The sequence below is a fragment of the Spiroplasma endosymbiont of Lariophagus distinguendus genome (genome assembly GCF_023846195.1).
In the GTDB taxonomy this organism is placed as follows: Bacteria; Bacillota_I; Bacilli_A; order Mycoplasmatales; family VBWQ01; genus Spiroplasma_E.
On sequence record NZ_JALMUW010000006.1, the window covers coordinates 1 to 26,551 of the forward strand.

The 26,551-nt window shown below is 27.3% G+C and carries 40 protein-coding genes and 2 pseudogenes; 9 read left to right on the forward strand and 33 right to left on the reverse strand.

All coding sequences use genetic code 4. From position 1 onward, the window contains the following. The 31 genes and pseudogenes from M0D11_RS01020 to rpsJ form a co-directional block, all read right to left on the reverse strand. The coding region (locus M0D11_RS01020) for a hypothetical protein (RefSeq protein ID WP_252319214.1) at positions 1–226 on the reverse strand (226 nt) is incomplete at its 3' end. Positions 227–501: 275 nt separating this feature from the next. After that, complete coding sequence (locus M0D11_RS01025) at positions 502–732, reverse strand: hypothetical protein (RefSeq protein ID WP_252319216.1); 231 nt, start codon at positions 730–732, stop codon at positions 502–504. 109 nt (positions 733–841) lie between these two features. Continuing rightward, positions 842–1,207, reverse strand: a complete 366-nt coding sequence (rplQ, locus tag M0D11_RS01030) for a 50S ribosomal protein L17 (RefSeq protein WP_252319218.1) — start codon at positions 1,205–1,207, stop codon at positions 842–844. A gap of 18 nt (positions 1,208–1,225) precedes the next feature. Beyond that, positions 1,226–2,194, reverse strand: coding sequence for a DNA-directed RNA polymerase subunit alpha (locus M0D11_RS01035; protein ID WP_252319226.1), 969 nt, complete (start codon positions 2,192–2,194; stop codon positions 1,226–1,228). A gap of 18 nt (positions 2,195–2,212) precedes the next feature. Then, a complete protein-coding gene (gene rpsK, locus M0D11_RS01040) occupies positions 2,213–2,605 on the reverse strand; it encodes a 30S ribosomal protein S11 (protein WP_252319229.1) in 393 nt (130 codons plus the stop codon). A 17-nt stretch (positions 2,606–2,622) separates the two neighbouring features. Further along, the gene (gene rpsM, locus M0D11_RS01045; protein WP_174480910.1) at positions 2,623–3,021 is read right to left on the reverse strand and encodes a 30S ribosomal protein S13; all 399 of its coding nucleotides are present in this window, start codon (positions 3,019–3,021) and stop codon (positions 2,623–2,625) included. A gap of 24 nt (positions 3,022–3,045) precedes the next feature. Continuing rightward, positions 3,046–3,159, reverse strand: a complete 114-nt coding sequence (gene rpmJ, locus M0D11_RS01050; RefSeq protein WP_174480911.1) for a 50S ribosomal protein L36 — start codon at positions 3,157–3,159, stop codon at positions 3,046–3,048. Between the two features lie 21 nt (positions 3,160–3,180). Next, the gene (infA, locus tag M0D11_RS07340) at positions 3,181–3,501 is read right to left on the reverse strand and encodes a translation initiation factor IF-1 (RefSeq protein WP_348774424.1); all 321 of its coding nucleotides are present in this window, start codon (positions 3,499–3,501) and stop codon (positions 3,181–3,183) included. After that, positions 3,501–4,283 carry a type I methionyl aminopeptidase gene (gene map / locus M0D11_RS01060; protein WP_252319231.1) on the reverse strand — a complete coding sequence of 261 codons (783 nt, stop codon included), beginning with the start codon at positions 4,281–4,283 and terminating at the stop codon, positions 3,501–3,503. The genes infA and map overlap by 1 nt, the downstream gene beginning before the upstream one ends. Further along, complete coding sequence (locus M0D11_RS01065; protein ID WP_252319233.1) at positions 4,276–4,941, reverse strand: adenylate kinase; 666 nt, start codon at positions 4,939–4,941, stop codon at positions 4,276–4,278. Before M0D11_RS01065 ends, map begins: the two co-directional genes overlap by 8 nt. A gap of 9 nt (positions 4,942–4,950) precedes the next feature. After that, positions 4,951–6,309: a preprotein translocase subunit SecY gene (gene secY / locus M0D11_RS01070; protein WP_252319235.1), complete on the reverse strand. Its 1,359-nt coding sequence runs from the start codon at positions 6,307–6,309 to the stop codon at positions 4,951–4,953. Beyond that, on the reverse strand, positions 6,310–6,753 hold the full coding sequence (rplO, locus tag M0D11_RS01075; RefSeq protein WP_174480916.1) for a 50S ribosomal protein L15: 444 nt from the start codon (positions 6,751–6,753) through the stop codon (positions 6,310–6,312). It lies immediately after the preceding gene. A 9-nt stretch (positions 6,754–6,762) separates the two neighbouring features. Next, a complete protein-coding gene (rpsE, locus tag M0D11_RS01080; RefSeq protein WP_368862529.1) occupies positions 6,763–7,467 on the reverse strand; it encodes a 30S ribosomal protein S5 in 705 nt (234 codons plus the stop codon). A gap of 18 nt (positions 7,468–7,485) precedes the next feature. After that, on the reverse strand, positions 7,486–7,836 hold the full coding sequence (gene rplR, locus M0D11_RS01085; RefSeq protein ID WP_252319237.1) for a 50S ribosomal protein L18: 351 nt from the start codon (positions 7,834–7,836) through the stop codon (positions 7,486–7,488). Positions 7,837–7,866: 30 nt separating this feature from the next. Further along, positions 7,867–8,421, reverse strand: a complete 555-nt coding sequence (rplF, locus tag M0D11_RS01090) for a 50S ribosomal protein L6 (RefSeq protein WP_252319239.1) — start codon at positions 8,419–8,421, stop codon at positions 7,867–7,869. A gap of 12 nt (positions 8,422–8,433) precedes the next feature. Beyond that, complete coding sequence (gene rpsH / locus M0D11_RS01095; protein ID WP_174480920.1) at positions 8,434–8,838, reverse strand: 30S ribosomal protein S8; 405 nt, start codon at positions 8,836–8,838, stop codon at positions 8,434–8,436. A 13-nt stretch (positions 8,839–8,851) separates the two neighbouring features. Continuing rightward, positions 8,852–9,037: a type Z 30S ribosomal protein S14 gene (locus tag M0D11_RS01100; RefSeq protein WP_174480921.1), complete on the reverse strand. Its 186-nt coding sequence runs from the start codon at positions 9,035–9,037 to the stop codon at positions 8,852–8,854. A gap of 1 nt (position 9,038) precedes the next feature. Next, positions 9,039–9,596, reverse strand: a complete 558-nt coding sequence (gene rplE / locus M0D11_RS01105; RefSeq protein WP_252319241.1) for a 50S ribosomal protein L5 — start codon at positions 9,594–9,596, stop codon at positions 9,039–9,041. Between the two features lie 21 nt (positions 9,597–9,617). Continuing rightward, positions 9,618–9,965: a 50S ribosomal protein L24 gene (rplX, locus tag M0D11_RS01110; RefSeq protein WP_252319242.1), complete on the reverse strand. Its 348-nt coding sequence runs from the start codon at positions 9,963–9,965 to the stop codon at positions 9,618–9,620. A 13-nt stretch (positions 9,966–9,978) separates the two neighbouring features. Then, the gene (rplN, locus tag M0D11_RS01115; protein WP_174480924.1) at positions 9,979–10,347 is read right to left on the reverse strand and encodes a 50S ribosomal protein L14; all 369 of its coding nucleotides are present in this window, start codon (positions 10,345–10,347) and stop codon (positions 9,979–9,981) included. A gap of 21 nt (positions 10,348–10,368) precedes the next feature. After that, on the reverse strand, positions 10,369–10,647 hold the full coding sequence (rpsQ, locus tag M0D11_RS01120) for a 30S ribosomal protein S17 (protein ID WP_252319243.1): 279 nt from the start codon (positions 10,645–10,647) through the stop codon (positions 10,369–10,371). Further along, entirely contained in the window at positions 10,647–11,141 is a 495-nt protein-coding gene (gene rpmC, locus M0D11_RS01125; RefSeq protein WP_252319244.1) for a 50S ribosomal protein L29, read from the reverse strand. Before rpmC ends, rpsQ begins: the two co-directional genes overlap by 1 nt. Then, entirely contained in the window at positions 11,122–11,607 is a 486-nt protein-coding gene (gene rplP, locus M0D11_RS01130; RefSeq protein WP_252319245.1) for a 50S ribosomal protein L16, read from the reverse strand. Before rplP ends, rpmC begins: the two co-directional genes overlap by 20 nt. Position 11,608: 1 nt before the next feature. Then, a complete protein-coding gene (gene rpsC / locus M0D11_RS01135) occupies positions 11,609–12,352 on the reverse strand; it encodes a 30S ribosomal protein S3 (RefSeq protein WP_252319246.1) in 744 nt (247 codons plus the stop codon). 16 nt (positions 12,353–12,368) lie between these two features. After that, positions 12,369–12,701 (reverse strand): 50S ribosomal protein L22, encoded by a 333-nt coding sequence (gene rplV / locus M0D11_RS01140; protein ID WP_174480929.1) that lies wholly within the window; start codon positions 12,699–12,701, stop codon positions 12,369–12,371. 12 nt (positions 12,702–12,713) lie between these two features. Next, the gene (gene rpsS, locus M0D11_RS01145) at positions 12,714–12,986 is read right to left on the reverse strand and encodes a 30S ribosomal protein S19 (RefSeq protein ID WP_174480930.1); all 273 of its coding nucleotides are present in this window, start codon (positions 12,984–12,986) and stop codon (positions 12,714–12,716) included. Positions 12,987–13,000: 14 nt separating this feature from the next. After that, entirely contained in the window at positions 13,001–13,864 is an 864-nt protein-coding gene (rplB, locus tag M0D11_RS01150; RefSeq protein ID WP_252319248.1) for a 50S ribosomal protein L2, read from the reverse strand. 24 nt (positions 13,865–13,888) lie between these two features. After that, positions 13,889–14,182 (reverse strand): 50S ribosomal protein L23, encoded by a 294-nt coding sequence (gene rplW / locus M0D11_RS01155; protein WP_252319250.1) that lies wholly within the window; start codon positions 14,180–14,182, stop codon positions 13,889–13,891. Position 14,183: 1 nt separating this feature from the next. Beyond that, a complete protein-coding gene (gene rplD, locus M0D11_RS01160; protein WP_252319252.1) occupies positions 14,184–14,813 on the reverse strand; it encodes a 50S ribosomal protein L4 in 630 nt (209 codons plus the stop codon). A gap of 23 nt (positions 14,814–14,836) precedes the next feature. Further along, the gene (gene rplC / locus M0D11_RS01165; protein WP_252319256.1) at positions 14,837–15,529 is read right to left on the reverse strand and encodes a 50S ribosomal protein L3; all 693 of its coding nucleotides are present in this window, start codon (positions 15,527–15,529) and stop codon (positions 14,837–14,839) included. Between the two features lie 115 nt (positions 15,530–15,644). Then, positions 15,645–15,947: pseudogene (gene rpsJ / locus M0D11_RS01170) on the reverse strand (30S ribosomal protein S10); the annotation flags it as partial. A 486-nt stretch (positions 15,948–16,433) separates the two neighbouring features. Here rpsJ and trmB point away from each other — a divergent pair. The 4 genes from trmB to M0D11_RS01190 all read left to right on the forward strand — a co-directional run bounded on the left by trmB (position 16,434) and on the right by M0D11_RS01190 (position 18,472). After that, complete coding sequence (gene trmB / locus M0D11_RS01175) at positions 16,434–16,976, forward strand: tRNA (guanosine(46)-N7)-methyltransferase TrmB (protein WP_252319257.1); 543 nt, start codon at positions 16,434–16,436, stop codon at positions 16,974–16,976. A 56-nt stretch (positions 16,977–17,032) separates the two neighbouring features. Continuing rightward, positions 17,033–17,401, forward strand: coding sequence for a hypothetical protein (locus M0D11_RS01180; RefSeq protein ID WP_252319258.1), 369 nt, complete (start codon positions 17,033–17,035; stop codon positions 17,399–17,401). A 618-nt stretch (positions 17,402–18,019) separates the two neighbouring features. Further along, positions 18,020–18,247 carry an IS3 family transposase gene (locus M0D11_RS07110; protein WP_252319260.1) on the forward strand — a complete coding sequence of 76 codons (228 nt, stop codon included), beginning with the start codon at positions 18,020–18,022 and terminating at the stop codon, positions 18,245–18,247. Positions 18,248–18,283: 36 nt separating this feature from the next. After that, a complete protein-coding gene (locus M0D11_RS01190) occupies positions 18,284–18,472 on the forward strand; it encodes a hypothetical protein (protein WP_252319262.1) in 189 nt (62 codons plus the stop codon). Positions 18,473–18,501: 29 nt separating this feature from the next. On the opposite strand, the gene M0D11_RS01195 is transcribed toward M0D11_RS01190, so the two are convergent. Beyond that, positions 18,502–19,449 (reverse strand): ETX/MTX2 family pore-forming toxin, encoded by a 948-nt coding sequence (locus M0D11_RS01195; protein WP_252319264.1) that lies wholly within the window; start codon positions 19,447–19,449, stop codon positions 18,502–18,504. Positions 19,450–20,173: 724 nt separating this feature from the next. Continuing rightward, positions 20,174–20,452 (reverse strand): hypothetical protein, encoded by a 279-nt coding sequence (locus tag M0D11_RS01200; protein ID WP_252319267.1) that lies wholly within the window; start codon positions 20,450–20,452, stop codon positions 20,174–20,176. A gap of 280 nt (positions 20,453–20,732) precedes the next feature. Here M0D11_RS01200 and M0D11_RS01205 point away from each other — a divergent pair. The 5 genes and pseudogenes from M0D11_RS01205 to M0D11_RS01225 form a co-directional block, all read left to right on the forward strand. Next, positions 20,733–20,996, forward strand: a pseudogene (locus tag M0D11_RS01205) (transposase); the annotation flags it as partial. A gap of 452 nt (positions 20,997–21,448) precedes the next feature. Then, positions 21,449–22,999 (forward strand): hypothetical protein, encoded by a 1,551-nt coding sequence (locus tag M0D11_RS01210; protein WP_252319270.1) that lies wholly within the window; start codon positions 21,449–21,451, stop codon positions 22,997–22,999. A 40-nt stretch (positions 23,000–23,039) separates the two neighbouring features. Continuing rightward, positions 23,040–24,050: a hypothetical protein gene (locus M0D11_RS01215; RefSeq protein ID WP_252319271.1), complete on the forward strand. Its 1,011-nt coding sequence runs from the start codon at positions 23,040–23,042 to the stop codon at positions 24,048–24,050. Positions 24,051–24,076: 26 nt separating this feature from the next. Continuing rightward, a complete protein-coding gene (locus M0D11_RS01220; protein WP_252319272.1) occupies positions 24,077–25,438 on the forward strand; it encodes a Sapep family Mn(2+)-dependent dipeptidase in 1,362 nt (453 codons plus the stop codon). Positions 25,439–25,653: 215 nt separating this feature from the next. Continuing rightward, positions 25,654–26,551: NUDIX hydrolase (locus M0D11_RS01225; protein WP_252319273.1), on the forward strand; the 898-nt coding region annotated here is incomplete at its 3' end.

The following is a 26,551-nucleotide window of genomic DNA, read 5'->3' on the forward strand; positions in this document are numbered from 1 at the left end:
AACTATCTCCATCTTTTTCATATTCATAGTTAATTAATCTTTCTTTTATTATTTCAAGATTATCTTGTAATTTTAATTTTATCTCTTCTATAATTTTAAAATTTTCTAGTTCTTTAAAAGATTTATCAATAAGTTGATAAGTATTAATTTTTTCTTGAAATAATCTTTTTACATTTTTAATAAATATCTCTATATCTAAATTATTAATATTTTCTATAGATATCATCTTTCATTTTCTCCTTTTTATTCAAATCAAAAGTAAAATTTAATAAACATAAAAGAAACTAATATAGATAAAATATCCATATTAGTACTAAACATTTATTAAATTATGAATTAATAATATCATAAAGGTTTTCTAACTTTATATAATTTTAAAAAATATATAAAAAACTAAATTTTACTATATAAAAAATAAAACCAAAAAAATCAAAATTACTATGTCATAAAAATAGAATTTACTATTAATAGCAATTTCTATTTTTATTCTTTTAAAGAATACTATTTTTGATTAACAAAGGCCTGATCTAATTTTCAAAACATACCTAATTTAACAAAAAGTGATTGTTTATCAAAATTTTTATCAGCATTTGAATTTAAAATAAATTCTTTAATATCTTTATCAGCATGTGATTTAATTAAGTTATTTTGAAATCCAAATTCTCTTTCAACTCAAAGCGCACTAATATTTACTGTAACTATAATAAAAATACCATAAAAAATATTTATCAATAATTGTATTAAAAAATACAATTTTATTTAAAATTGTCAACATATAAAAAAGAGAAAACATAAAAATGCTTTACTCTTTCCAAAAATTTTCTTGCTTTAATATTTTTAATTAAACAAAAGTAATTAGTACCATTGGTGCATTATCACCAGTTCTATTATCTACTTTAATTAACTTTGTATATCCACCTTTACGGTCTTTATATCTTTCAGCAATATTGCCAAATAATGTTGGAATAACACCATCCTTTGGATGCTCTTTAGTTGTAATTTTACGCAATTTAGCAATTGCCATTCTTCTTGAATGCAAATCACCACGTTTAGCTAACGTTACTAAAGGTTCAATAAATGTTTGTAATCTTTTTGCTCTTTTTTCTAACAAAACTAATTTTCCATGAACAATTAATTCACTTGCTAAATTACGGATTTCAGCATCTACTTTAGCACTATTTCTTCCGATATCGTTAATATATGACATTTTTTCTTATCCTCCTTCTTAGTTTTTAATAGAAAACTCTAAATTATGTTTTGATACACAATCTTCAATTTCTTTAATTGATTTTGAACCTAAATGTTTAATTTGTTTAATTTCATCTAAACTTTTAGTTACAATATCACCCAAAGTTTTATAACCATCACGTTTTAAACAATTGTATGAACGAACAGTTAAATTCAACTCTTCTAAGCCTTTGTTTAAATCATTATTTTCTTGCTCATTAGTAATTGAAATAACTTCAAAGTTTTTAACATTATCATCTAAATTAACAAAAAACTCAATATGACTCATTAAAATTTTAGCTGCCATTGCAATAGCTGATGCTGCTTTAACTGAACCATTAGTTTGTACACCAAGAATTAATTTTTCATATTCAATACCCTTTAATGTTTTAGTTACAGGTTCAATTTTATAATCAACTTTTTCAACAGGTGAAAAGTTTGAATCAATAGCAATAATGCCTGAACTATTAGCAATTTCTTTTTTATTTTCCTCAAATGAAGAATAACCACGAGATTTCTTTACCATTAATTCCATTTCAAAAAGAACATTTCTTGAAGTTGTTCGAGCAATAATTAATTCTGGATTAACTACTCTAACATCAGTTGGACAAATAATATCTCCGGCAGTAATATCTTGTTTACCAGTAATACTAATTTTTAAATTAGCAATTTTTTCGTCCTTTTGAATATCACCATCAAAAGCTAAAACTAAGTCCTTAACATTTAAAATTATTTCAGAAACATTTTCAATTACACCTTTAACTGCAGTAAATTCATGAGATACACCACTTATTCTAATTGCATATACAGAAATACCTGGTACTGAAGATAACAATGTTCTTCTTAAGGCATTAGCTAAAGTTGTTCCATAACCACGTTCTAATTGACTCACAATAAATTCACTGTAATTAATAGCACTATTTTCACTGTTTAAACTAAATTTTGGTTTTAAAAATTGTTGTTCCATGTTTTATTTTCACCTACTTTATTTTCTTGGTTTTTTTGGTGGACGACAACCATTATGAGGGATTGGTGTCACATCATTTAAATCTTTGATTTCAAAACCTACTGCTTGTAAACTACGAATTGATGGTTCTCTTCCTGGTCCTGTTCCATTAACAAAAACACTTAAAATTTTAACTCCGTGTTCCATAGCAGTTTTACCTGCAGCTTCAGCTGCTAACTGTGCTGAGTGAGGAGTTGATTTACGAGTTCCTTTGAAACCTACTGCTCCAGCACTTGATCAAGCAATAACATTACCATTAAGATCAGTAATAGTAACAATAGTATTATTAAAACTTGCTTTAATAAATGCTTTTGCTTTAATAAAATTAGGATTAACTTTAATTTTTTTCTTTACTGTTGTTTTTATATTCATTATTTTTTTCCTCCTAATTAACTTGCTTTTTTCTTGTTAGCAACCGTTTTACGTGGTCCCTTGCAAGTTCTTGCATTAGTTTTTGTTGATTGTCCTCTGGCTGGTAATCCTTTACGATGACGAATACCACGATAACATCCAATTTCCATTAATCTCTTAATGTTTAAAGACACTTCACGTCTTAATTCACCTTCAGTTTTATATTTCTTTTCAATTAATTGACTAATTGAACTTAATTCTTTTTCTGTTAATTCATTAATTTTTTTAGTTTCTTCAATTTTTAGTTCTTTTAATATTTCTGAAGATTTGCTGCGACCAATGCCATAAATTCTTGTTAAACCAATTACTGTATGTTGATTTCCAGGAATATTTACTTGCGCAATTCTTCGACTTGCATTGTTAGTATTTGATGTCATATTTATTTTTCCTCCTTAATATTTCTATCCTTGACGTTGCTTATGTTTAGGATTTTCACAAATGATTACATTACGTTTTTTACGTTTGATTGGTTGACATTTGTCACAAATTTTTTTAACTGATGCTTGTACTTTCATCATTTTCCTCCTGTTAAACTATTAGTTTTCTTTGTTTTCATCATCTTTATTTATCGGTAAATGTGTAGTAGCCATTCTGTTACGAAAAGTAATTCGTCCTTCAGTTAAATTATAAGTTGATAATTCAACTTTTACATGATCACCTTTGATAATTTTAATTTTATGTGTTTGCATACGACCCGATGGTCTTACAATAGGAGTAAAGTCATATTCATTCAACTTTACTTTAAATCTAGCATTAGGTAAGACTTCTATTACTATACCTTCACATTCAATAGTACTATCATTAGTTTTTTTTACTTTTTGAACTTTGGGTTTAACTACTTGTTTTGGTTTAGCCATTAATTACATTCCTCATTATTTTTTTGATTTTCATTAAGTATTGTTAGTACTTCACATCCATCATTAGTTACTAGGATAGTGTGTTCAAAGTGAGCAGTTTGCTGTTTATCAGCAGCAACTACTGTTCACTTATCACTTAAAACCAGAATTTTATCAGTTGTTGTTTGAACCATTGGTTCAATACAAATTGTCATTCCTGACTGCAATTTTATTCCAGTGTTGGGCTTACCAACATTAGGAATAGCTGGGTCTTCGTGGAGTTTTTTACCAATACCATGCCCAGTATACGATGTTGGTAAATAAAAGCCTTCGCTTTCTACATAAGTTTGAATGGCGTTACTAATATCACCAATTCTAACTCCTGGTGCAATAATTGCTATTGCTTTATTTAATGATTCTTTAGTCACATTAATAAGTTTTGCTTGTTCTGGTGTTGGTTTCCCACCAACACACATTGTAAAGGCAGCATCTGCATGATAACCATTAACAGCAGCACCAGCATCAATTTTCACAATATCATTCATTTTAAAAGGTTTATCATTAGGAATGCCATGAATTAATTGTTCATTAACTGAAACACAAATTGTGGCAGGAAACCCATGATAATTTAAAAAAGAAGGTACAGCATTATTTTCTTTAATAATTTGTGCTGCCACTTTATCAAGCATTTTACCAGTTATTCCAACTTTTATTATCTTTGCTAACTCTTTATGAATAAGTGCTACAACTTGACTAGCGGCTTTGATATTTTGAATTTCACTTTGACTTTTAATGCTAACCATTATTTTTATTTCCTTTTAATGATGATAAATATGATTTAATTTGTTCTTTAATATCACTATTATCTTGGTTGGCATCCACTGTTCTTAACAGTCCACGTTCTTGATAAGAATCTACCAATGGTGCCGTTGCTACTTTGTAAGTTTTTAAACGATTGATAATTGTCTTTTCATCACTATCATCAATTCGCTTAATTAATTTTACCCCATCATTATCACAAATACCAGTAATCTTTGGTGGTAGGAAATTAAGATTATAAATTGCTTTACATTGAGGACAAGTAACTCTTGAAGACAAACGTTTAATAACTGTTTCTTCATTAATATCTAGATACAATACCATTGAAAGCGTTTCATTCAAACTTGTTAATACTTTATCTAATGATGCTACTTGTGAGATTGTTCTTGGATAACCATCAAGAATAAAATTATGTTTAATATTTTTTAAAGTATTACTAATAATCTCATTTGTAATCTCATCAGGAACATATTGACCCTTATTAACATAAGTTTGAGCTTTTTTACCTACTGGTGATTGTTTTGTGATTTCATCACGAAACAAATCACCAGTTGATAAATGCATTAAATTATATTGTTCTTTCAGAAACTGTGACTGTGTCCCTTTCCCTGATCCTGGTGGACCTAAAATAATTAAATTCATCGTTACCCCCTAAGACCATAAGTGTTCTTTAACATCTTTGTTGTCCTTATAATTTAAGAATGAATGTTGAGTAATTCGTCCCTTAATTTGTTTTGTTGTATCTAATGCTACTCCAACCATAATTATTAATCCAGTTCCACCAACTGCTAATGAAGAAGGTAGATTAGTAAATTTAGAAATCAAAAATGGAGTTACTGCAACAGCAGTTAAGAAAAAGGAACCAATCGTACTTAAACGATTTAACATTCTTTTAATATAAATTTCTGTTTCCTTTCCTGGCTGAACGCCAGGAATATAAGTTCCTGATTTTTGAAAATTCTTAGCCATTTGTTCGGGATTAATTTGCACTTGTGCATATAAGAAAGTAAACATAATTGTCATTATAGCAAAAATACTAATTCCCGGCCACGACTGTAAAGATAAATAATTTCTAGCAAAATTAGCAAAACCACTATTTTGATCAACAATTTGTGCCACTGTCATTGGAGCAGTAATTAGTGCCGAAGAAAAAATAACAGGAATTACTCCGGCTGAGTTAACTTTTAAAGGTAAATAAGAACTTTTATCACCCTTTAAAGTTAAACCACTACCAGTTTGTTGAATTGGTAAGTGTCGCTCTGATTCACTAAAGAATACAACAACAAGAATAATCAGTAGGAAGGCTGCAAAATAAAGAGCAAATTTTAAAGCCCCTTGAAAAATAACACCGTTATTAGTATCTGGTCCTACTCAATACTTAAAAGTTGAAGCTAAGTTAAATGGTAAATTAGCAGCAATTCCAACAAAAATAATTAGTGAAATTCCATTACCAATACCACGATTAGTAATCTGATCAGCCATTCATAATGATAACATTGTCCCTGCTAGTAAAATAGCTGGAATCAATACATAATAGAAAACTTCTGGTCCAGCTGCTCCCGATCCCGAACTTCAATCGACACTAATAATATGTTGAGATTGTAAACCAAAGATTGTGGCAAAACCTTGCATAATAGCAAACGGGACAGTTAATACTCGATTCATTAACTCTAATTTTTTCTTACCTTTTTCGCCTGATTTAGCCCATCTTGTTAAAGTAGGAACAACATCAGTTGATAATAACTGCACAATAATTGATGCAGTAATGTAAGGTGAGACTCCAAGTGCAAAAACAGAAAATCTGCTAATAGCACCACCACCTAACATTGAAATTAAATTAAAGAATTCAATACCACTACTATTACTGCTACTTAAATCTTCATTCAAAGTTACTCCTGGAACTGTAATAAATGCTCCAACACGAAAGATAAATAAAATAAAAATGGTAAATAAAATTCTAATTATAACTTCTTTATACTTTTTTATTAATTCACGGGTTGTTGTGAACACTTAGATCACCTGCGCTTTTCCTCCGGCTTGTTCAATAGCAGTAATTGCTGATTTTGAAAATTTATGAGCTTTAATTGTTTTTGGTGTTGTTAATTTACCTTTACCAAGAACTTTAATACCATCTTTTTTACTTCTAATCAATTTTAATTGAAATAAAAGTTCAGGTGTTATTTCATGCTCTTTAATTAAATCAATTTGTTCTAAGTTAATAATACTATAATTGGTTGTAGTAAAGTTAGTAAACCCTCGTTTTGAAATACGACGGTACAGTGGTGTTTGTCCTCCTTCAAATCCGGGTCTTGTTCCACCACCGGTACGGGCATTTTGTCCTTTTGTCCCTTTACCAGCCGTTTTACCTTTTCCAGATGAAGTTCCTCTACCTAAACGTTTAATGTCTTTACGAGAACCTGGTGTTGGTTTTAAGTTATGTAATGTTGTTTCCATAATCCACCTCTAACCATTACTACGCTTAGTAGTAAGATTTTTATTTTTTATAAAATATTCTGCTGGTTTAACATTGCCAAGACCTGCAATTGTTGCTCTAGCTAAATTAATTTTATTTCTAGATCTAAATGCTTTTGAATAAATATTATGAATACCAGCTAATTCTAAAATATCACGAGCAGATCCACCAGCTTTAATTCCGATTCCTTCTTTAGCTGGTTTTAATAAAATTTCACTTCCACAATATTTACCTTTAACTTCATGAACAATAGAATTATTGTTTTTAGTTATCGTAATTGTTATTAAATTTTTGTGAGCAGCTTCAATTGCCTTTTTAATTGCATCAGGAACTTCATTGGCTTTAGATATACCAAAACCAACTACTCCTTTACCATTACCAATAGCAACAGCAGCAGAGAAACGCAATCTTCTTCCCCCAGTTGTTACTTTGTTAATTTTTCTGATTCAAATCACTTTTTCAATAAATTCACTTGGAGTTTTTGGTTTACGTTCAAAATTTTTACGTGGTTCACGAACTTTATTTTCTTTTTTATCGTGGCTATTTCTTGGTTGTGATGAATTAGTATGTCTAATTTTATTTTCATTACCAGCAGGATTTTTTACTTCTGCTTTAACAGAAGGTTTTGCTACTGATTTTTGAACTTCAGTATTTTCTTTATCATCAATAATTGTTTTTTTATTTTCTAAACTCATACTTTTAATTCTCCTTTTTTAGAATTTTAATCCAGCACTACGCGCCGCTTCTGCGAATGCTTTCACTTTACCATGATATAAATATCCACCACGATCAAAAACCACTTTTTTAATTTTTTTCTTAATAGCTAAATTAGCAATTGTTTCTCCAAGTTTAGTAGCAGCATCTATATTGCTTTTTGATGCTAAATCTTTAAATGTTAATGTTGATACACCAATAATTGTATTTGAAGCAGTATCGTCAATAATTTGAGCATAAAAACTATTATTAGATTTAAAGATATTTAAGCGTGGTCTTTCACTAGTACCCATAATTTTACTACGAATACGATAATGACGAACTTTACGAGCTTGTTGTTTATTAATCATTTTCTATTCTCCTTAAGTGCCAGTATAAGATTATTTACCTTTACCAGCAGCTTTTCCTTCCTTACGACGAATGTGTTCATTTTTATATTTAATTCCTTTACCTTTATATGGTTCTGGTTTACGGAATTTACGAATTTTGGCTGCAACTTCTCCAATTAATTGTTTATCAATACCACTAATTTGTAATACTGTTGGTTTGGGAGCAACAATGGTAATTCCTTGCGGAATTTCAAACTTAATAGGATGAGAATATCCTAATGTTAAATTTAAGATATTAGCTTGAACAGCAGCACGATATCCAACACCATTTATTTCTAATTCTTTCATGAAACCTGTTGATACACCAACTAACATTCCATTAATTAATGAATTAGTTGTTCCGTGAAGTTGTTTATTTTTTTTGTTATCATCAGGTCTTGTTGTAGTAATTGTTTTTTTCTCTTCATCAACGTTAATTTTAATAACATTTGGTAATAGTTTTTTTAAAGAACCTTTTGCTCCTGTAACAGTTAACAAGTTACTTGCATCTAGCGTTATTGAAGTATTTACTGGAATGGTAAGGATACGGTTACCAATACGTGACATATAGTTTCCTCCTTATCATACATAAGCAAGAACTTCGCCACCAAGACCAAGTTTTTTTGCTTGTTTATTTGTCATAATACCTTTTGATGTAGAAATGATTGCAATTCCATAACCATTTAACACACTTGGTAAGTCTTCACATTTTGCATACATTCTTAATCCTGGTTTAGATATTCTTTTTAAACCAAGAATTGGACTTTTACCAGTATGAACTAATAAAAGTTCTAATTTAGGTTTGCTAGGATTTTCTTTAGTAACACGATATTTTTCAATATAACCATTTTTTTGCAAGATATCAGCTATCTTAACTAGTTGTTTTGAAGAAGGTACACTAACTACTCGATGTTTACTGCTATCCGCAGCGCTAATAGCATTACGAATAACTGTTAAAATATTACTTATTGGATCTGTCATCATAATTATATACCTCCTATCATGATGCTTTTCTAATACCAGGAATTTGTCCTTGGTATACTAAACCGCGAAAACAAATACGGCATAACATAAATTTACGAATAACCGCATGAGGACGGCCACACTTTTGACAGCGTGTATATGCTTGCGTACTAAACTTTGATTTACGGGCTTGTCTTACTTTTAATGAAGTTTTTGCCATCTTATGCCACCTGCTTTCCTTGTTTTTTAAACGGTAATCCTATTTTTTTTAATAACAATAATGCTGTTGCATTATTTGATGTTGTGGTAATAATTGAGATTTCCATACCACGAACTTTATCTACTTCTTCATAATTAATTTCAGGGAAAATAATTTGTTCTTTAATACCAACAGTGTAATTACCATTTTGATCAAATGCTTTAGCTGATAAGCCTTGAAAATCACGAATTCTTGGTAAAGAAATTGAGATAAATTTATCAAGGAAATCATACATTTTTTCGCCACGTAATGTAACTTTACAACCAATTGGCATTCCTGCTCTTAATTTAAAGCCGGCAATTGATTTTTTTGCTTTAGTGATAATTGGTTTTTGACCAGTAATTTTTGATAATTCAGATACTGATTTATCAATGGCTTTTGAATTACTACTTGCATCTCCAACGCCAATATTAATAACAACTTTTTCAATTTTGGGTACTTGCATTATTGATGTAAAATTTAATTCTTTTTGCAATTGGGGAATAATAGTTTTATTATATTTTTCTTGTAAACGATTCATTTTTATGCTGTTACTCCTTTATTATCGTAATTCTGTTTCAGATCTTCGTGCAATACGAATTTTTTTGCCATCTTTATCAATTTTGTACCCAATTTTTGTTACTTTTTTATCTTTTTTACCATCAAGGATCATTACATTAGAAATGTGAACACTAGTTTTTACTTCCACAATTCCACCTTCTTGATCATTTTGGGTAGGTTTTTTATTTTTCTTAGCAGTAATACCTTCAATAATAACACGATTTTTTTCACGAAGTACTTGGATAATTGGTCCGGTATGACCTTTATGCTTTCCTGCAATGATTTTAATTTGGTCGCCTCTTTTTAATTTAGTATCAAGACTAATAACTGGTTTCTTTTTGCTTGCCATTTATTTCATCCTCCTAAACAATTTCTTCTGCTAAAGAAGCAATTTTATTATAACCACGCTCTTTAACTTCACGAGCCAAGACACCAAATACTCTAGTACCACGTGGCGTTTTATCTTCTTTAATAATTACTACTGCATTATCATCAAATTTTACACAAGAACCATCATTACGTTTTACACCAAATTTACTACGTACGACAACTGCTTTAACAACTTGTCCTTTTTTCATTGCACTATTAGGTGTTACTGATTTTGCTGAACAAACAACAATATCACCAATTTTAGCAAATTTTTTAGTACTACCACCCAAAACTCTAATAACCATAACTTCTTTAATACCAGTGTTGTCAGCCACATTGGCTCACGATAGATTTTGTAACATCTTTCTTATCCTCCTGGTTAATTAAGCTTTTTTATTTGTTTTAGATTCAATAATCTTTAACAAACGGAAGCGTTTTAGAGCTGAAAGTGGACGAGTTGAAATGATTTCAACCTTGTCACCAATTTTAGCTTGGTTAGTTTCATCATGGGCATGATACTTTTTAGTTGACTTAAAACTTTTATGGTACATTGGATGTCGTTTTGAAGTTTCAACAACAACAGTAATTGTTTTATCATTTTTGTCAGAACTTACAATTCCAACAAAAGTTTTACGTTGTTTGTTTGGAATAATATTTGTCATTATTCTTTGTCCTCCTTAGCTGGTGTCACAGTTTTCTTAACTGTAGGTTTTTTAGATGGTTTTTCTACTTTAGTAGTAGTAACTTTTTTAACTTCTTTGTTTGATGATTTTGCTTTAGTTGTTTTTTCAGTAACTTCTTTTTTAGCAATTTTATCTGATTCTTTAATAACTTCTGATTTAGTTATTGTTTTAACTTTAATATCTTTTTTATCATCAACTTTAGCAACTTTTTTAGTTTTTTTGCTTTCTTTATTTTCTTCTGGTAATACCATTTTATTAATATGTAATGGTTTGATTTTTTCACCATTATTAATTCTGATAGTTAATTCAGTTTTAATACGAGCAATATCCTTACGAAGATTATTTATCATATGCGGAGTTTCTAGTTTACCTAACGAACTTTGAATTCGTAAAGCAAACAATTGCGCACGAAGAGTTTCTTCATGTTGTTGTAATTCTAAAGTTGATTTATTTTTAATTATTTGCATTTCCATTTGCTTCACCCAATTCTGTTGTTAAATTTTTAGCAACCTTTACTTCTTCTGTTGGTTTTATTTCTCTAGTAACAATTTTACATTTGATTGGCAACTTGTGCATTGCAAGACGCAATGCTTCACGTGCTGTTGCTTCATTAGGATATGATACTTCAAACATAACTGTTTTTGCTTTTACTACTGAAACTCAATGATCAATTGAACCTTTTCCTGAACCCATACGTACTTCCGCTGGTTTTCTAGTAATTGGTAAATGTGGAAAGATTCTAATTCAAACTTTTCCACCACGTTTCATGTAACGTGTCATTGCTACTCTGGCTGCTTCAATTTGTCTTTCAGTAATGTAAGAACCTTCTTCAGCACGAAGTCCGTAAGTTCCAAAAGCAACTGTTTTACAACCTTTTGCAGTTCCTTCATAACTTAAACGGTGGACGCAAGAGTGTTTATATCTCTTAGGTATAGCCATCTTACTTTACCTCCTTACGTGGTTGTTGTGAGTAATTATTTCGGCGATTGTTATTATTTCTTTGATTATATTTTGAAATAATTTCAGGTTGAGTTGAGTCAGTTCCTGATAAAATTTCACCTTTATATACTCAAACTTTAATACCAATTTGACCAAAAGTTGTTTTTGCTTCAGCAGTAGCATAATCAATATTACTACGTAATGTTGCTAAAGGAACACTACTTTCTGAATAACCTTCAACACGTGCCATATCCGCTTCACCAAGTCTTCCTGAAACACGAGTTTTAATTCCCTTTGCTCCAGCACGAAGTGCTTTACGAATTGCTAATTTTTGTGTTGTACGATGTGACATACGATTGCTTATTTGTTGTGCTAATGTATTAGCAATTGTTTGCGCATCAATATCAGGATTTTTAATTTCAACAACATTAATTCTAATACCTATTTTACGATTTTTAATTGTTTTACGAACTAGTGTTGTTAATACTTCAATGTTTGAACCGCCTTGCCCTAAAACTGAACCAACACGAACACAGTGGATAAATAAGGTAATTTGTGATTTAGTTCTTTCAATTTCAATTTTAGAAACACCAGAAGTTTTTAAATGTGCAAATAGTGCTTTTCTAATTTTGTGGTCTTCTAAAATTCATTTTGCTAAATCTTCGTTACTAGTTGCATATCAACGTGATTGTCAATCTTTATTGATACCATATCTTAATCCATTTGGACTAACTTTGTGACCCATATTACTTATTTACCTCCTAATTATCGCTAACCACGATAGTGATTTTGCTTGTTCTTTTTAAGATTTGATATGCTCTACCATGAGCACGGGGCATAAATCTTTTCATAGTTGGACCTTCATTTACAAATATTTCCTTAATACGTAATTTGTTGGCTTCCATTCCATAGTTATTAGCAGCATTAGCAACTGCTGAATTAATTAATTTTATAATTGGCTGTGCTGCGCGTTTTTTTTCATGAGCTAGAATTACTAGAGCTTTGGCAACAGCATTATCACGAACTAAATCCGCTACTAAACGCACTTTTCTTGGACTAATGCGTAATTTATCTAAATGAGCTTTTGCTTCCATAATTTCTATCTCCTAACGCTTTTTCTTGTCAGAACCGTGACCACCAAATTTACGTGTGGGTGCGAATTCTCCTAATTTATGACCAACCATATCTTCTGTTACATATACAGGTAAATGTGTTTTGCCATTATGTACACCGAATGTATGTCCAACAAATTGTGGGAAAATTGTTGAACGACGAGATCAAGTTTGAATAATTTTTTTTGATTTATTTTTATTTTGAGTTTCCACTTTGTTTAATAAATGACTATCAGCAAAGGGTCCTTTTTTTAAAGATCTTGACATATATTACTTTCCTCCTACTTTGTTGCATTTCTTCTTCGTACAATTAATTTATTTGATGCTTTTTTACTATCACGAGTTTTTAAACCTAATGCTTTTTTACCTCATGGTGTTACTGGAGCTTTTCTTCCGATTGGAGCTTTACCTTCTCCTCCACCATGTGGGTGATCATTTGGATTCATAACACTACCACGAACAGTAGGTCTAATTCCTTTTCAACGATTTCTTCCCGCTTTACCAATGTTTACTAAGTTATGATCATCATTTCCAACTGTACCAATTGTAGCTCGACAATTACTTAATACTTTTCTAACTTCACCTGATGTTAATTTTAATAATGTATACTTAGCTGTTTCATCACGACCAAGAATTTGAACACTACCACCAGCACTTCGTGCCATTTGTCCACCTTTACCTGGTTTTAATTCAACATTATGAACAACTGTTCCTTGTGGAATCTGTGATAATGGTAAACAGTTACCAACAGTAATATCAATTTTAACAGTATCACTGTTTTCACCACTTAATAACTTATCTCCTACTTTGATTCCTTTTGGTGCTAAGATATAACGCTTTTCACCATCAAGATAAGAAATAAGACAAATGTTAGCATTACGATTTGGATCGTATTCAATTGTTTTAACTGTTCCAACTACATTGTCTTTGTTACGTTTAAAATCAATAATACGGTATTTAACCTTATGACCATTACCTTGATGTCTTACTGTAATTTTACCTTGATTATTTCTACCAGCTTGTTTAACTAAATTTACTAATAAAGATTTTTCAGGGCTATTACCAATAGTTAAGTTCTGTTTGTAATCCAGAACGGTCATATTACGTCTTCCTGCAGTAGTGGGATTAATTTTTCTAATTGCCATTGTTTTTTTCTCCTTCCAATCTCATTAGCTTTGTTCTTCAGAACTAAACAAACTTAATTGTTCACCAGGAGCTAATTTAATAAGAGCTTTTTTTACTGCCGATGTTTTTCCAACAAATCTACCAACAGTTTTAGTTTTTGGTTTACTATTAATAATATTAACGTCTGCTACTTTAACTTCAAAAATCTGTTCAAAGGCTTTTTTAACGTGACTTTTATTAGCTTTACGGTTAACAGTAAATGTATAGATACCTTCAGCCATTTGTTTATAAGTTTTCTCAGTTAATACTGGTTTTACTATAACTTCACTTAAATGCATATTAAATTAAAGCCTCCTCAACGATTTTAATTGCCTCAGTAGTAAACAATACTTTTTTAGCATTTAATAAATCGTAAATATTAATACTATTAGCAGTGATTGTTGTTGTTCTAGGTAAATTACGACCTGATTTAATAACTGTTTCTTTATTGCTTATTCCTGAAACAATTAGTGTTTTATTGTTTGCTAATTCTAAAACTTTTAAAGTTTCTAACATAATTTTAGTTGAAGGTTTTTCAAAGTTTAATTCATCAATTACAACTATGTTTTTATTTTGGAATTTGGCAGCCAATGCTGATTTTATTGCCAATCTTCTTACTTTTTTTGGTAATCCAATTAAATAATTACGATCAGTATTTGGTCCAAAAACAATCCCCCCACCTTTTCATTGTGGTGAACGAATTGAGCCTTGACGCGCATTCCCTGTTCCTTTTTGTTTTCATGGTTTTCTACCACCGCCAGCAACTTCAGCACGACTTTTAACAGCGTGTGTTCCTTGACGTTTTGTAGCATTATAACTTAATAAACTATCAAACTGCGCTTGCTTGTGCGGTTCAATTCCTCAAATTTTTTCGTTTAAAGTTAATTCGCTAACTTTTGTTCCAGCGTTGTTAACAACATTAATTTTCATTTTGCTATCCTCCATAATTAACTTTATTGACCATCAGTAACTTCGGTTGTAGTATTTTGATTTCTAACAACTAATGATACTGGGGTTTTGAGAATTGGTTTTTTAATTGCTTGTTTAATAACAAGAAAGCCTTGTTTTGGTCCTGGAACTGAACCTTTTACTAAAAGATAATTATTTTCTTTATCTACTTTAATAACTTCTAAGTTAGCAACACTACGTTTAACATTTCCCATTTGCCCTGGCATTGGTTGTGATTTAAACACACGGTTAGCATTAATAGAACCTGTTGAACCCATTTGACGATGTAAACCTGATCCATGACCCATTGGACCACGTGATTGATTATGACGTTTAATACGTCCTGTAAATCCTTTACCTTTAGAAGTTCCTTGGACATCAACGAATTCACCTGCTGTGAATACGTCAGCAACATTAATAAGATCTTTATGATTAAATCCGTTCATGTTACGAATTTCTTTCACGAAGCGCTTAGGTTGACTGTCGGCTTTTTTAAAGTGTCCGATTGTTGGTTTGTTTGATAAAGTAACGCGAAGATCGAACGTTGCAAGTTGTAAACTACTATATTTGTCTTTTACATTTGTTTTAACTTGACTTACTACATTTGGTTGTACTTCGATAATTGTTACTGGAACTAGTTGTCCGTTGTTTAAGAAAACTTGTGACATTCCTAGTTTCTTACCTAAGATTCCTTTCATAATTTCCTCCTTGGAATATGTTGTAAATAATTAATATTTATCGATTTTAATAATTTTTTTTATTAATCTTTTTTGATACTTGATTTAAAGTTGATTTTTTTTCATCTTTAGATTCGATTATCAAAGAGATACTAACACTATTAGGGATAGTAAGTCCACTTAGAGCATTTAAAGATTTTGGTGATAATTGAGCACCAATAATTCTTTTGTGAGTTCTCTTTTCAAATTGTTCACGTGAATCTTTATGTTTATGCGGTGAACGAAGAATAGTGAAAATTTCTTTATGAGTTGGTAATGGAATTGGACCTACCACTTCAGCACCTTCTTTTTTTAACACATCTTTAATTTTCTGTGCTATTTGGTCAATAGCTGAGTGATCATAACTTTCTAAACGAATTTTTACTTTGTCTCCTATGATTGCCATTGGCTATATCCTCCTTAGAACGATTTTTAATAAAATAAAGAACAAAACATGTGATATAATGACAACTGATATCAGTGTATCAGCATTTATACATAACAATCACGCCTTGTAAGTATAACATAGTGTAATGGTAAAAGGGAATAGCAAAATACAAAAAAAACAAAAAAAATAATGGGTTTTTTGTTCATAATCTTTTAACTATTAATTTAGTTGTAAAAAATAAAGATTTTTATTAAAAAAATAATAAAATACCGTTATTTTTTTATTATTTTCTTACTTTAAAAAAGTAAAAGGTAATATATAATTATATAATTATAATATTTCACAAAATTTATTTAAATAAAAATATTACATGATATAAATATAATAATGAAATTCTTTTAGCAAAAGATATTTAAACTTCAATTTTGATATAATTCTAAAATTAGTAAGTTACACTTTTATAACAACTATGTTGATTAAATTAGAAAAGGAATTACAATGAGAGTAAGAAATAAACCATGAGCAAAAGAATTTATTTTAACACATAATAATTTATGTATTAATGATCCCTATAATTACAAAGGGAAATGAAAGAAAAAAATATTTCAAAATAAAAATCCAATCAATATTGAAATTGGAAGTGGCAAAGGAAATTTCATTATAAATCTTGCTAAACAAAATTCAAATCAAAATTATATTGCTATTGAAAAAAACATTTCTATTGTAACTATACTATTAAAAAAATGAATTGAAAATAAATTATGTAATTTAAAAATAATTATAGAAGATGCCATAAATTTAAAAAAACTTTTTGCCAATAATGAAATTAATAAAATTTATTTAAATTTTTCTGATCCATGACCTAAAAAAAGACATTTTAAAAGAAGATTAACATACCAAAAATTTTTAGAAATATACAAAAAAATTTTAATAAAAAATGGACAACTTTACTTTAAAACAGATAATAATAACTTATTTAATTATTCACTTTTGGAATTTCAAAAAAATAAATGAAATTTATGAACATCTAGAATAAAGTAGACACAGAATTGTAACCTTTGTGTTAAAAATACTTTAAGGAAGGTGTTCATTTTTTTATGGCTAAATGACTATCAAAAGAAGAAAAGTTAAAAATAATAAAAATAAGTAAAATTAAAACAATTGATAAAACCGCATTAGAGTATGGTATTGGTCGATCATCAATAAAAGAATGAATTAAAGCATATAAATTATTAGGTGAAAAAGGTTTAGAATATGGCAATGGAATTCGTGCTAAAAAAACCAAAAGAACAGGTCGACCCAAATCTTTAAATTTTAATGAAATGACAAAACAAGAATTAATTGAATATATTGAGGCAATGAACGATATAAAAAAGTATTTAGAAAAATCGACAAAAAAGAAGAAATATTTTGTGATTTTCTCATTGAAAAAAAATATCAGATTAGTTATTTATGTTGATTATTAAATGTTTCAAAATCAGGATATTATAAGTGAATTAAGAATGGAATGAATGAATTTAATAAATGAGATACATTTTTAGCTAATATAATTAAAAATATTTTTTATGAATTTCAAGAAATTTATGGTTATAAAATGATAACTTTATGAATTAACAAAATTTATAATTTAAAATTAAAATTTCATATTGTATATAGATATATGAAAAATATGAGTTTAAAAGCTAAGGTTCGCATAAAAAATTTGATTATAGAACTAAATCAGGAAGTTTAAGATATGATAATTTATTAAAACGTGATTTTTCAACTACTAATTTAAATCAAAATTAGGTACTGATATAACTTATTTATTAACTAATGGTAAAACATATTATTTATCAATTGTTAAAGATTTTCATAATAATGAAATATTAGATTATAAAATAAGTGCAAGTTTAGACATGACATTTGTTGTCCAAAACATTATCCAGCTTTGAGTTAATGCTCAAAACCTACTTCATGAATTTTACAATCAGATCAAGGATTTCACTATACAAATCCTTCTTATAAAATTTTATGTGATGAATTAAAATAAAAATTTCAATGTCTAGAAGAGGTAATTCCTGTGATAATGGTGCTACTGAAACTTGATTTGGAACAATGAAAACAGAATTTCTATATCAAATTCCAAGAAAAATAGAACTATTGAATGAATACAAGACAACTTACCTAAATATATTTACTTTTATAATAATTATCGACCTCAAATAAAATTAAAAGGAATGAGTCCAATCGAATATCGATTAGCTCATTCCAAACCAACAAATAATTACTTCATACCTATAAATTTAACACTTACAAACGCTATTTTATAAAATTTAATAAAAGGTTACTTTTATTGTCCACTTTTCTTGACAAGTTCATTATTAGAATATACAATTAATCTACATCAAGATAATAATATAATAAAAAATGATGAAGCATTTATTAAAACTGAATATGAAGAAAAATTCATTAAACAAAATAAAAATATTAATTATTTATTAATACAAAAAAAAAAAAATTGAAGTTTAAACTTCAATTTTATTAAAAAAAGTTAATGATTAACTAAGATTATATTCATATTAAACTATAAAGATTTTTCATCAAATGTTACATTTAATTTTCCACCCTGTGAATCTCAAGAAATAGGTAAATTTAAAAAAACAGTTTTTGGGTTATCAGGATTATCTGTTGAAATAATTGAATAAGTGTTAGAACCAATTTTAAGTTGTTCTTTATAGCCATTATCAACTAAAAGTTTAATCAAATCTTTAATAGTATATTCACTTTTACTTCATTGACCGGTTTGTGATCAATAATATGAAGAACTAATAGTATCAGTTAAATTTACTGGATAACTAATTTTTCCTTCATTATGATATGTTCCTTGCTTAATAGTATATAAAACTGTTCCTATTGAATGTGATTTTAATTTAAATGATTGACTTGGATTAGTTAATGTTTCACTATCAGTAGTAGTTTTAGTTCCTTGTTGCTCTGAACCAAATTCAGCACTAGTTTCAACATCACTTTTACCAACTCAAGGAATTTTAAATTCAGCTTTAACTTTAACTCCAATTTTTTCTAATGTTTTTCAAGAAAAAGTATTAGTATTAGTAATAGTTTTAGATTGTGATTGAGTTTGATAAATTTGTTCGGTATTAGAACTATTAGTATAAATGTCTTGAAAAGAATCTACTATATTTTCATCTTTAGCAACAGTCTTTATTGGTTTTAAAGTACCTTCTTTGCCAGTAAAATATTTATCATATTCTTTTTGAATCAAATCCTTCATGGAAATTGGTATTTCATAATTACCATCTGCTACTCATCCATTTTTTGGAATAATTGTATTATTAATATCTTTAATAATATTTTCCATATTATCTGGTGGATATCAAGTAAGTCCATTCTTTTTTGTTTCATGTTTTATAGAAGTATCAGCAGAAGTACAAGCAACTACATTTGTTACTGTTACTGTTGAAAATCCTAAAATAGACATTAATGATAATAATTTCCTCATATTTTTGATCATATATTATTTTCCTCCTAAATATTTATACACACATGTTTTGTGTGACCATCTTAATTAGCAGGACAAATAATGATTTAAAGTTAAATGAATCATATACAATAAAATAGTTAAAGTCAAAAAAATTAATGAAATTATTGAAAATTAACATTATATTCAATAAATTTTATTTTTTATTCTTATATAAATAAGTAATAATTAATTATTTAATTTATACAAAAACTTATAATATTGATAATAGTAATCTTATAAGTAACATTAAAAGTAAATATTGTATAAAATATTTTATTAGAAAAGTAATATTTCTAATAAAATATTATTGATTTTATTTGAATTTATTATAAAGATTAAAAAGAAAAACAAATATTTTAAGTAATTAAGGAGAATACTAATGCCATTATCATTAATAACTGAAACCACACCTTTATTACCATTATCAAATAATACTAGCACATGAAGACAAACTATTAAAAATTGAACTAATGGATTTTACCAAGAAATTAAACATTTAGTTTCGGGGTCACTATGAATATCATCAGCTATTATTATAATTGCTAGTTTAAACATTATTAGCACTCAAGTAAATAGTAATGAGGATATAGATTTTAAAAAGGCATTTACTACTTTAATTAAATGAGAAGTACTTGGCAATACTACTGTTTCACTCTTTGTTTCATTTCTAAAGAAATGTTTAACAAATTTCGGTAATAGTCAATTAGAAAAAACTTTATTTTATAAAATATGAAATAGAATAAAAGATAAAGTATTTACTAAGAACCTGTTTAGGATCTTTATTAATACAGTTCAATACTACTGATTGTAACCATTCTTTTTCTAATCCTAATAATTGCTTTGAAATAGTTATTTCTGTTGTTAATTCTTTACGAAATACTTGTGTTGCTACTACTCAAAGTATTTTTAACGCAGCCGCTTTTTTATTAGATGATGTTTTTAACTTTAATCTATCTAAATGACTAATCTTTGTTTGACTTTTTTCTTTATTCATAAATTTTCTCCATTCAAATTAATAATCTTATTTAATTTTATTATATGACCAAGTTCTCCATTAATACCTAAGAACCTGTTTAGAATCTTTTCAAAAATAATGTAAAATGATTATATATTTTAAAATAAGAGGTATATATGTATAAAAATTATCCAAGTCATGTCACCAAAGAACAATTTGAGAACATAAAATCAATTTTAGAAAATAGCAAAAAGAAAACAAAACCAAGAAGTTTAGTGCTATAATAATGATTGAAAATGAAAAAGAAAATCTTTCTGCAGTTCAAAAAATAATAGTAGATGCTGGTTATACTGGTGAAAAATTTGCTTCTGAAATCAAAACAATCATAAATGCAAATGTTGAAGTTATAAAACGTAATGAATTACATACTTTTGTAGTATTACCAAAAAGATGAATTGTAGAACGAAGCTTTGCTTGATTAGAAAAATACAGAAGATTATGAAAAAATTGTGAAAGAAAAGTAAATACTAGTTTACAAATGGTTGTTCTTGCCTTTATTTCAGTTTTATTAAAAAGATTCTAAACAGGTTCTAATATTTTAACTATTAATAAATTCATTATTTAAATAACATAGTTATTCGAAAATTATTATTTTTATTTATTTTACTGTTTTATTTAACATATCTTTTTATCTTCCTTTTCTCTAAAACTTTAATTTAATAAAAATTCCTAATATAGATAAATTTCTATATTAGGAATTAACTTTATTAAATTAGTAATTAAAATTATAGTTTATTTTTTTAGTCTATCAATAAATATGCTTATTACTAATTTTATTAACACTATAAAATGTAAGTAAATATTATCATCTTAATAAAAAGACTTTCATTTTATTTAAAAAACCAATATTAATAGAATAATATATTAATATTATTCATTTTTCCAGTCCAATTAATTACACGACACTATCTTAATTTTTAATTTGATATAATTATAAAAAGAGTAACTATATTAAAAATAGATTGGGGTATTTTTATGATAGAGGAAATAAATTCTAGTTCAGTGAAAGAACCAAAAATTTATCGTATTGGTCTATATAGCAAATTAACAATTCTTATTAATGGCCTTCTAATTACTACGAGTTTAATGATAGGTTGGGCTTTATGAGCAACTATTGGTCGAGATGCAATTGATAACTATATTAAATGATTCAATAATCCACAACAACCTAATTCTAATTTACAAATTAGTTTCAATATAATAAGTATTATTGTTTTCATAGTCTCTGGTTTATCTTTAGCATTAGTAGTCGTACCTTTTATTTTTTTAAAAACTAAAAATAGTGTATCAGCACTTTTTTGTTTAATAAGTTTTATTTTTTCAGCAATATTTGTTATCTTTCTTATTGTATTTTTTATTTTTAGATTTAAAACTTTTACTTTCTTAGCTAATAAAAAAGACGGCGAAATAATAAATACAACTGGTAACTTTCTAATAGCTTTTTTACCATGAATGTTGGCTGAACTATTTGCAATACTTTTATTAATCCACAGTCTCTGATTAATTATTAATATTACCTCTAAATACAAATCAAATACACTATTAATGCCTATTGCTAAACCAAAAGCAAAACAAGAAACAGTAATAGCAAAACAAGAAGTTGATGATACGATAACGCTTCCTAACGTCGTACCAATACCAGTACCTCAAAATAATGAAGAACAACAAGTAGCAAACCAAGAAACTAACAATACTGTTCTTAAGCAAGATCTAACACAAGAAAAAATAATCACTAACCCTTCAACAGCAACTGTCCATTATACTAATCATGAACTATCACAAACACCAACGCAAGGTGCTTATCATGCCGAAACTGTTTCACCAACACCAGGTACTCTTACTAATCTTAAATCCGAATCTATTACAAATGAAGAAGAAATAAATGATAATATCGAAAATGCAACAATATATTCAGAACCAACAATTGAAAAAACAAGTGTAGAAGATACAACAATATATTCAAAATCACCAACAACAGAAAGTAATATTAATAGCGAAACTAATTACCAACCAAAAAATCAAGGTGGTTTTGATGTTAAAGACAGTAGTTATTCTGAATCTGAAATATCTAATTTTAATGAACAAGCAACAACAATAACTGTTGAAGAAACACAACCAATAATAGAGAAAACAAACACAAACACAAAAAAAGAAACAATCAAAGTGCAAAAAGTTACTACTCACCATTGAACATTAGAACAAATTGAAGCTGTTTGAGAAAAAGCGGAAATAATTGATGGTGTTAGTGATAAATTATATCGTAAAGATTATGGTGGTGCTTGAATGTTTCGTGATTCATTTACCACTGATTATAGCGCAGCAGATAACTTAGAAACTTACTCTTGAACTATTGTTCTACATCGTCCTACTAGTCAACAAGGAACAACTGAATTATATAATCTAGATCCAATGAATATTGTTAATGCAAAAAGTAAAGGTGAAAATTACCCTTCTTGAAAAACTAAAATTTCTTCAAAAGGAAATAAAAATATTGCAAAAGAACAACATTGAAAAGCACGAACATAAATATAATAGTAATTTAAAATAAATATAGTATCATTTATTTATGAATACACAAACTACCATTGAACATTTATATATAGAAATACCTAATTTTAAACATGAAGTAAATACTAACTATTCTTATTTTATAGAAAGCATTAAAAAAGAATTAACAAAAATAATAAATAAATACCAATTAAAGTTAAAAACAATTTATCTTGCTAACAAAAATAAGTCAGTTTTACCAATTAATTTTTTAGAACAACTATTAATAATACTTAAACCATTAACAACCACTATCAAAGAATACAACTTTGAATGTACTATTAATAATACCAATTTCACAACTCTACAATTATTTTCCAAATTTCAAATTAATCGTTTAATTTGAAAAATAATTAGTTTTCAAAATCAATTAAATAACAAATTTAATTGTCAACAAAGTATAAAAATTATTAATGATGCTATTAACTTAAAAATTAATAATTTCTCAATTGATTTAAAATATAATCTTCCTCATCAAACAGTAATTGATGTTAATAATGATTTACAAATATGTATGCAATTAAAAACACCTCATATTAGCTATGATAGTTATAATCACAAACAAAATCTTACTATTAAAAGATACATTAATAATTTCTTAAAAAAGCACAAATATGATAACTATGAATACTATAGTTATAGTAAAAATACTAATAATCAATCAAAATATATTATTGCATATTGTTTATTAGAAAACTATTATGGAATTGGTCCAAATGCTGTTTCATATATTAAAACAGAAGATAAAGCAATAATAATTACTAATAGCAATAACATTAATAATAACAATCAAAAAAATAGTATTTTATCAACAAATGAAATTTTAATCCAAAAATTAATACAAGGTTTATTACTAAAAAAGGGAATAAAATTTAACAAAAATGATAATATTCTAGAGCAGCCACTGATTAGTAAATTAATCAAAAATAAACAAATAAAAATAAAAAATAATCATTTATCTTGCACAAATAGTTCCTGATTATTGTTAAATGATTTAATAGTTGATATTATAACTAATACTACTATTTAAATTTATATATCAAGGAGTGAATAAATATGGAATTCAATGAAAAATTGCTAAAAGAAAAATATTTTCCGCAAGCATTAACAAAAATAAAAGAAATTGTTAAAATTCAATCATATGCTCAACCACCCACAACAGCAGCACCTTATGGGCCTGGTGTTAAGGAAGTATTAGATTATGCTATTAATTTAGGACAAGAATTAGGTTTTAAAACTTATCGTGATAAAAACAATAAGTATGGATATTTAGAATATGGTGATGGTAAAGAAATATTTGCCATGTTAGGTCATCTTGATGTTGTACCACCAGGTAATTTAGAAGAATGAAAAATTCCACCTTTTTCGCCAGAAATTATTAATGATATTTTATATGGACGAGGTGTATTAGATGATAAAGGTCCAACAATTATTATTCTATACTGTTTAAAATATTTAAAAGATCATGGCTATCAACCAAATCGTCGAATTAGAGTTATCTTTGGTTTAACTGAAGAAACAACATGAGATTCAATTAACACATATATGAAGCAAGAAGGTACTCCAACTTTTGGTTTTACTCCTGATGGTATGTTTCCGCTAGTATATGCTGAAAAAGGAATTATTAACTTAGATATTATTGGTACAGGTCATAAATCCATTGTTATTAATGCAGGTGATGCTTACAATGTCACTTGTTCTACTAGTAATATTAATGGTGTTGATATTGAATCATTTGTTAAAATTGGGAAAAATAAGAAATATCGAATTGAAAATAATAATCAACAAATTACCATTCATGGTAAACCAGCACATGGGTCACGACCAGATGAAGGAATTAATGCAGGATTAAGAAGTTTATTAATTTTAAATGAACTTAAAGTTGAACATAATCTAATTAAATTTGTTGGTGATATTTTACAAGAAGATACTGCTTTAACAAAATATTTTGGTGATTTAGATGATGAATCTGGAAGTTTTACTATTAATGTTGGCATTGTTGAAATTAATAGCAAAAGTTCAAAATTAGGATGTAATATCCGTATTCCAGTTAAAACTGATTTACAAGAAATTTTAAATAGATTAATAAAAATATTAAAACCTTATAATTTAACAATAAAACAACAACATTATGATAAACCATTATATATGCCACAAGAATCAACAATTGTTATTAAATTAATGGAAATTTATCAAGAAGTTACTGGTGATAAAAAAGCAAAACCAATTGCAATTGGTGGTGGAACTTATGCTAGAGCAATGCCAAATTGTGTAGCATTTGGTGCGATATTTGATCATACTAACTCAACTGAACATCAATATAATGAATGTATTAAAGTTGACGAATTATGAAAATCAATGTTAATTTATGTACGTGCTATTAGTACACTGGGAAGTTTAGAAATTGGTAAATTATAAAAAAAGTTAGAATTGTCAATATCGAGTGAAAATTTCCCAAAAATATTTATTAAAAAATTAAATTATTTTGGAAAGTTAAACTGTCAAATAAAAACAAATTTCAAATAACCACTTTCCTAATTTTTAAAATAGAAATTTTTTATTTTTACTTTTAAAAAATAGTAATATTAAAACAGATAAAAATATTAAAAATAAAAAATAAGGAGAAAGTTATTATGAATGAAGATTTTATTAAACCTATTAAAGTAGATTTTATGTATGGAGTTGAAGAACCTTGATGCAATAATCAAGGAGTTGCAATATTACCTTATGTTTTAAAAGATAATAAATATCATTTTTTATTAACTAAAGAATATAACCCCTTATTTAAAAACAAGCAGATTAGTGAGTACAGTACTATCACGGGTGGACTTGAAAACCTTGATCCTTATCAAACAGTAATTAATGAAATGTTAGAAGAGACTGGTATTGATGTTAAAAATAAAAAAGTAAAAATTTATTATTTAGGAAAAAATTATGCAAATAAGTCAAGTACTAAATTATGATATTTTTTTGTTTTGGATTTAACAGATATGAATTTGGATTTAACAAGAACATACAAAGGTACTGGTGATGGAACAGATGCAGAAAAAGAAATCAGTTCAAAATTTGTAAGTTATAAAGAATTAACTAAATCAAATGATATTTTATGTTTAGCTAATTGAAAAAAATTTTCTTTTAAAATAAAAACAAAAAAAGAGTTAAAAGAAATCATTGAAAATGAAGCAAAAGAACAAATTGCTTATGATATATTTGAATTTATAGTTAATGTTTTTAATGATAAAAAACTTTCACAATCATATGAAGCATATAATTATATGATTAAAAATTTAAATAATTATGTTGATAAAAAACTTATTTCAATTGATAAATCATGGATAATTGTAAATTCATCATCTAAAATAGTTAAAAATTTAAAAAAAGAAGCTGAAGAATATGCAAATATGGATGTTATTATTAAAAATAAAAGTTATTGTACACTTTTACATTCTGCAATAAAAGATAATAATTTTGAAATAATAAAATTATCAACTGCAAATAGTGAGGATATACATCTACAAGATAAAGAAAGCA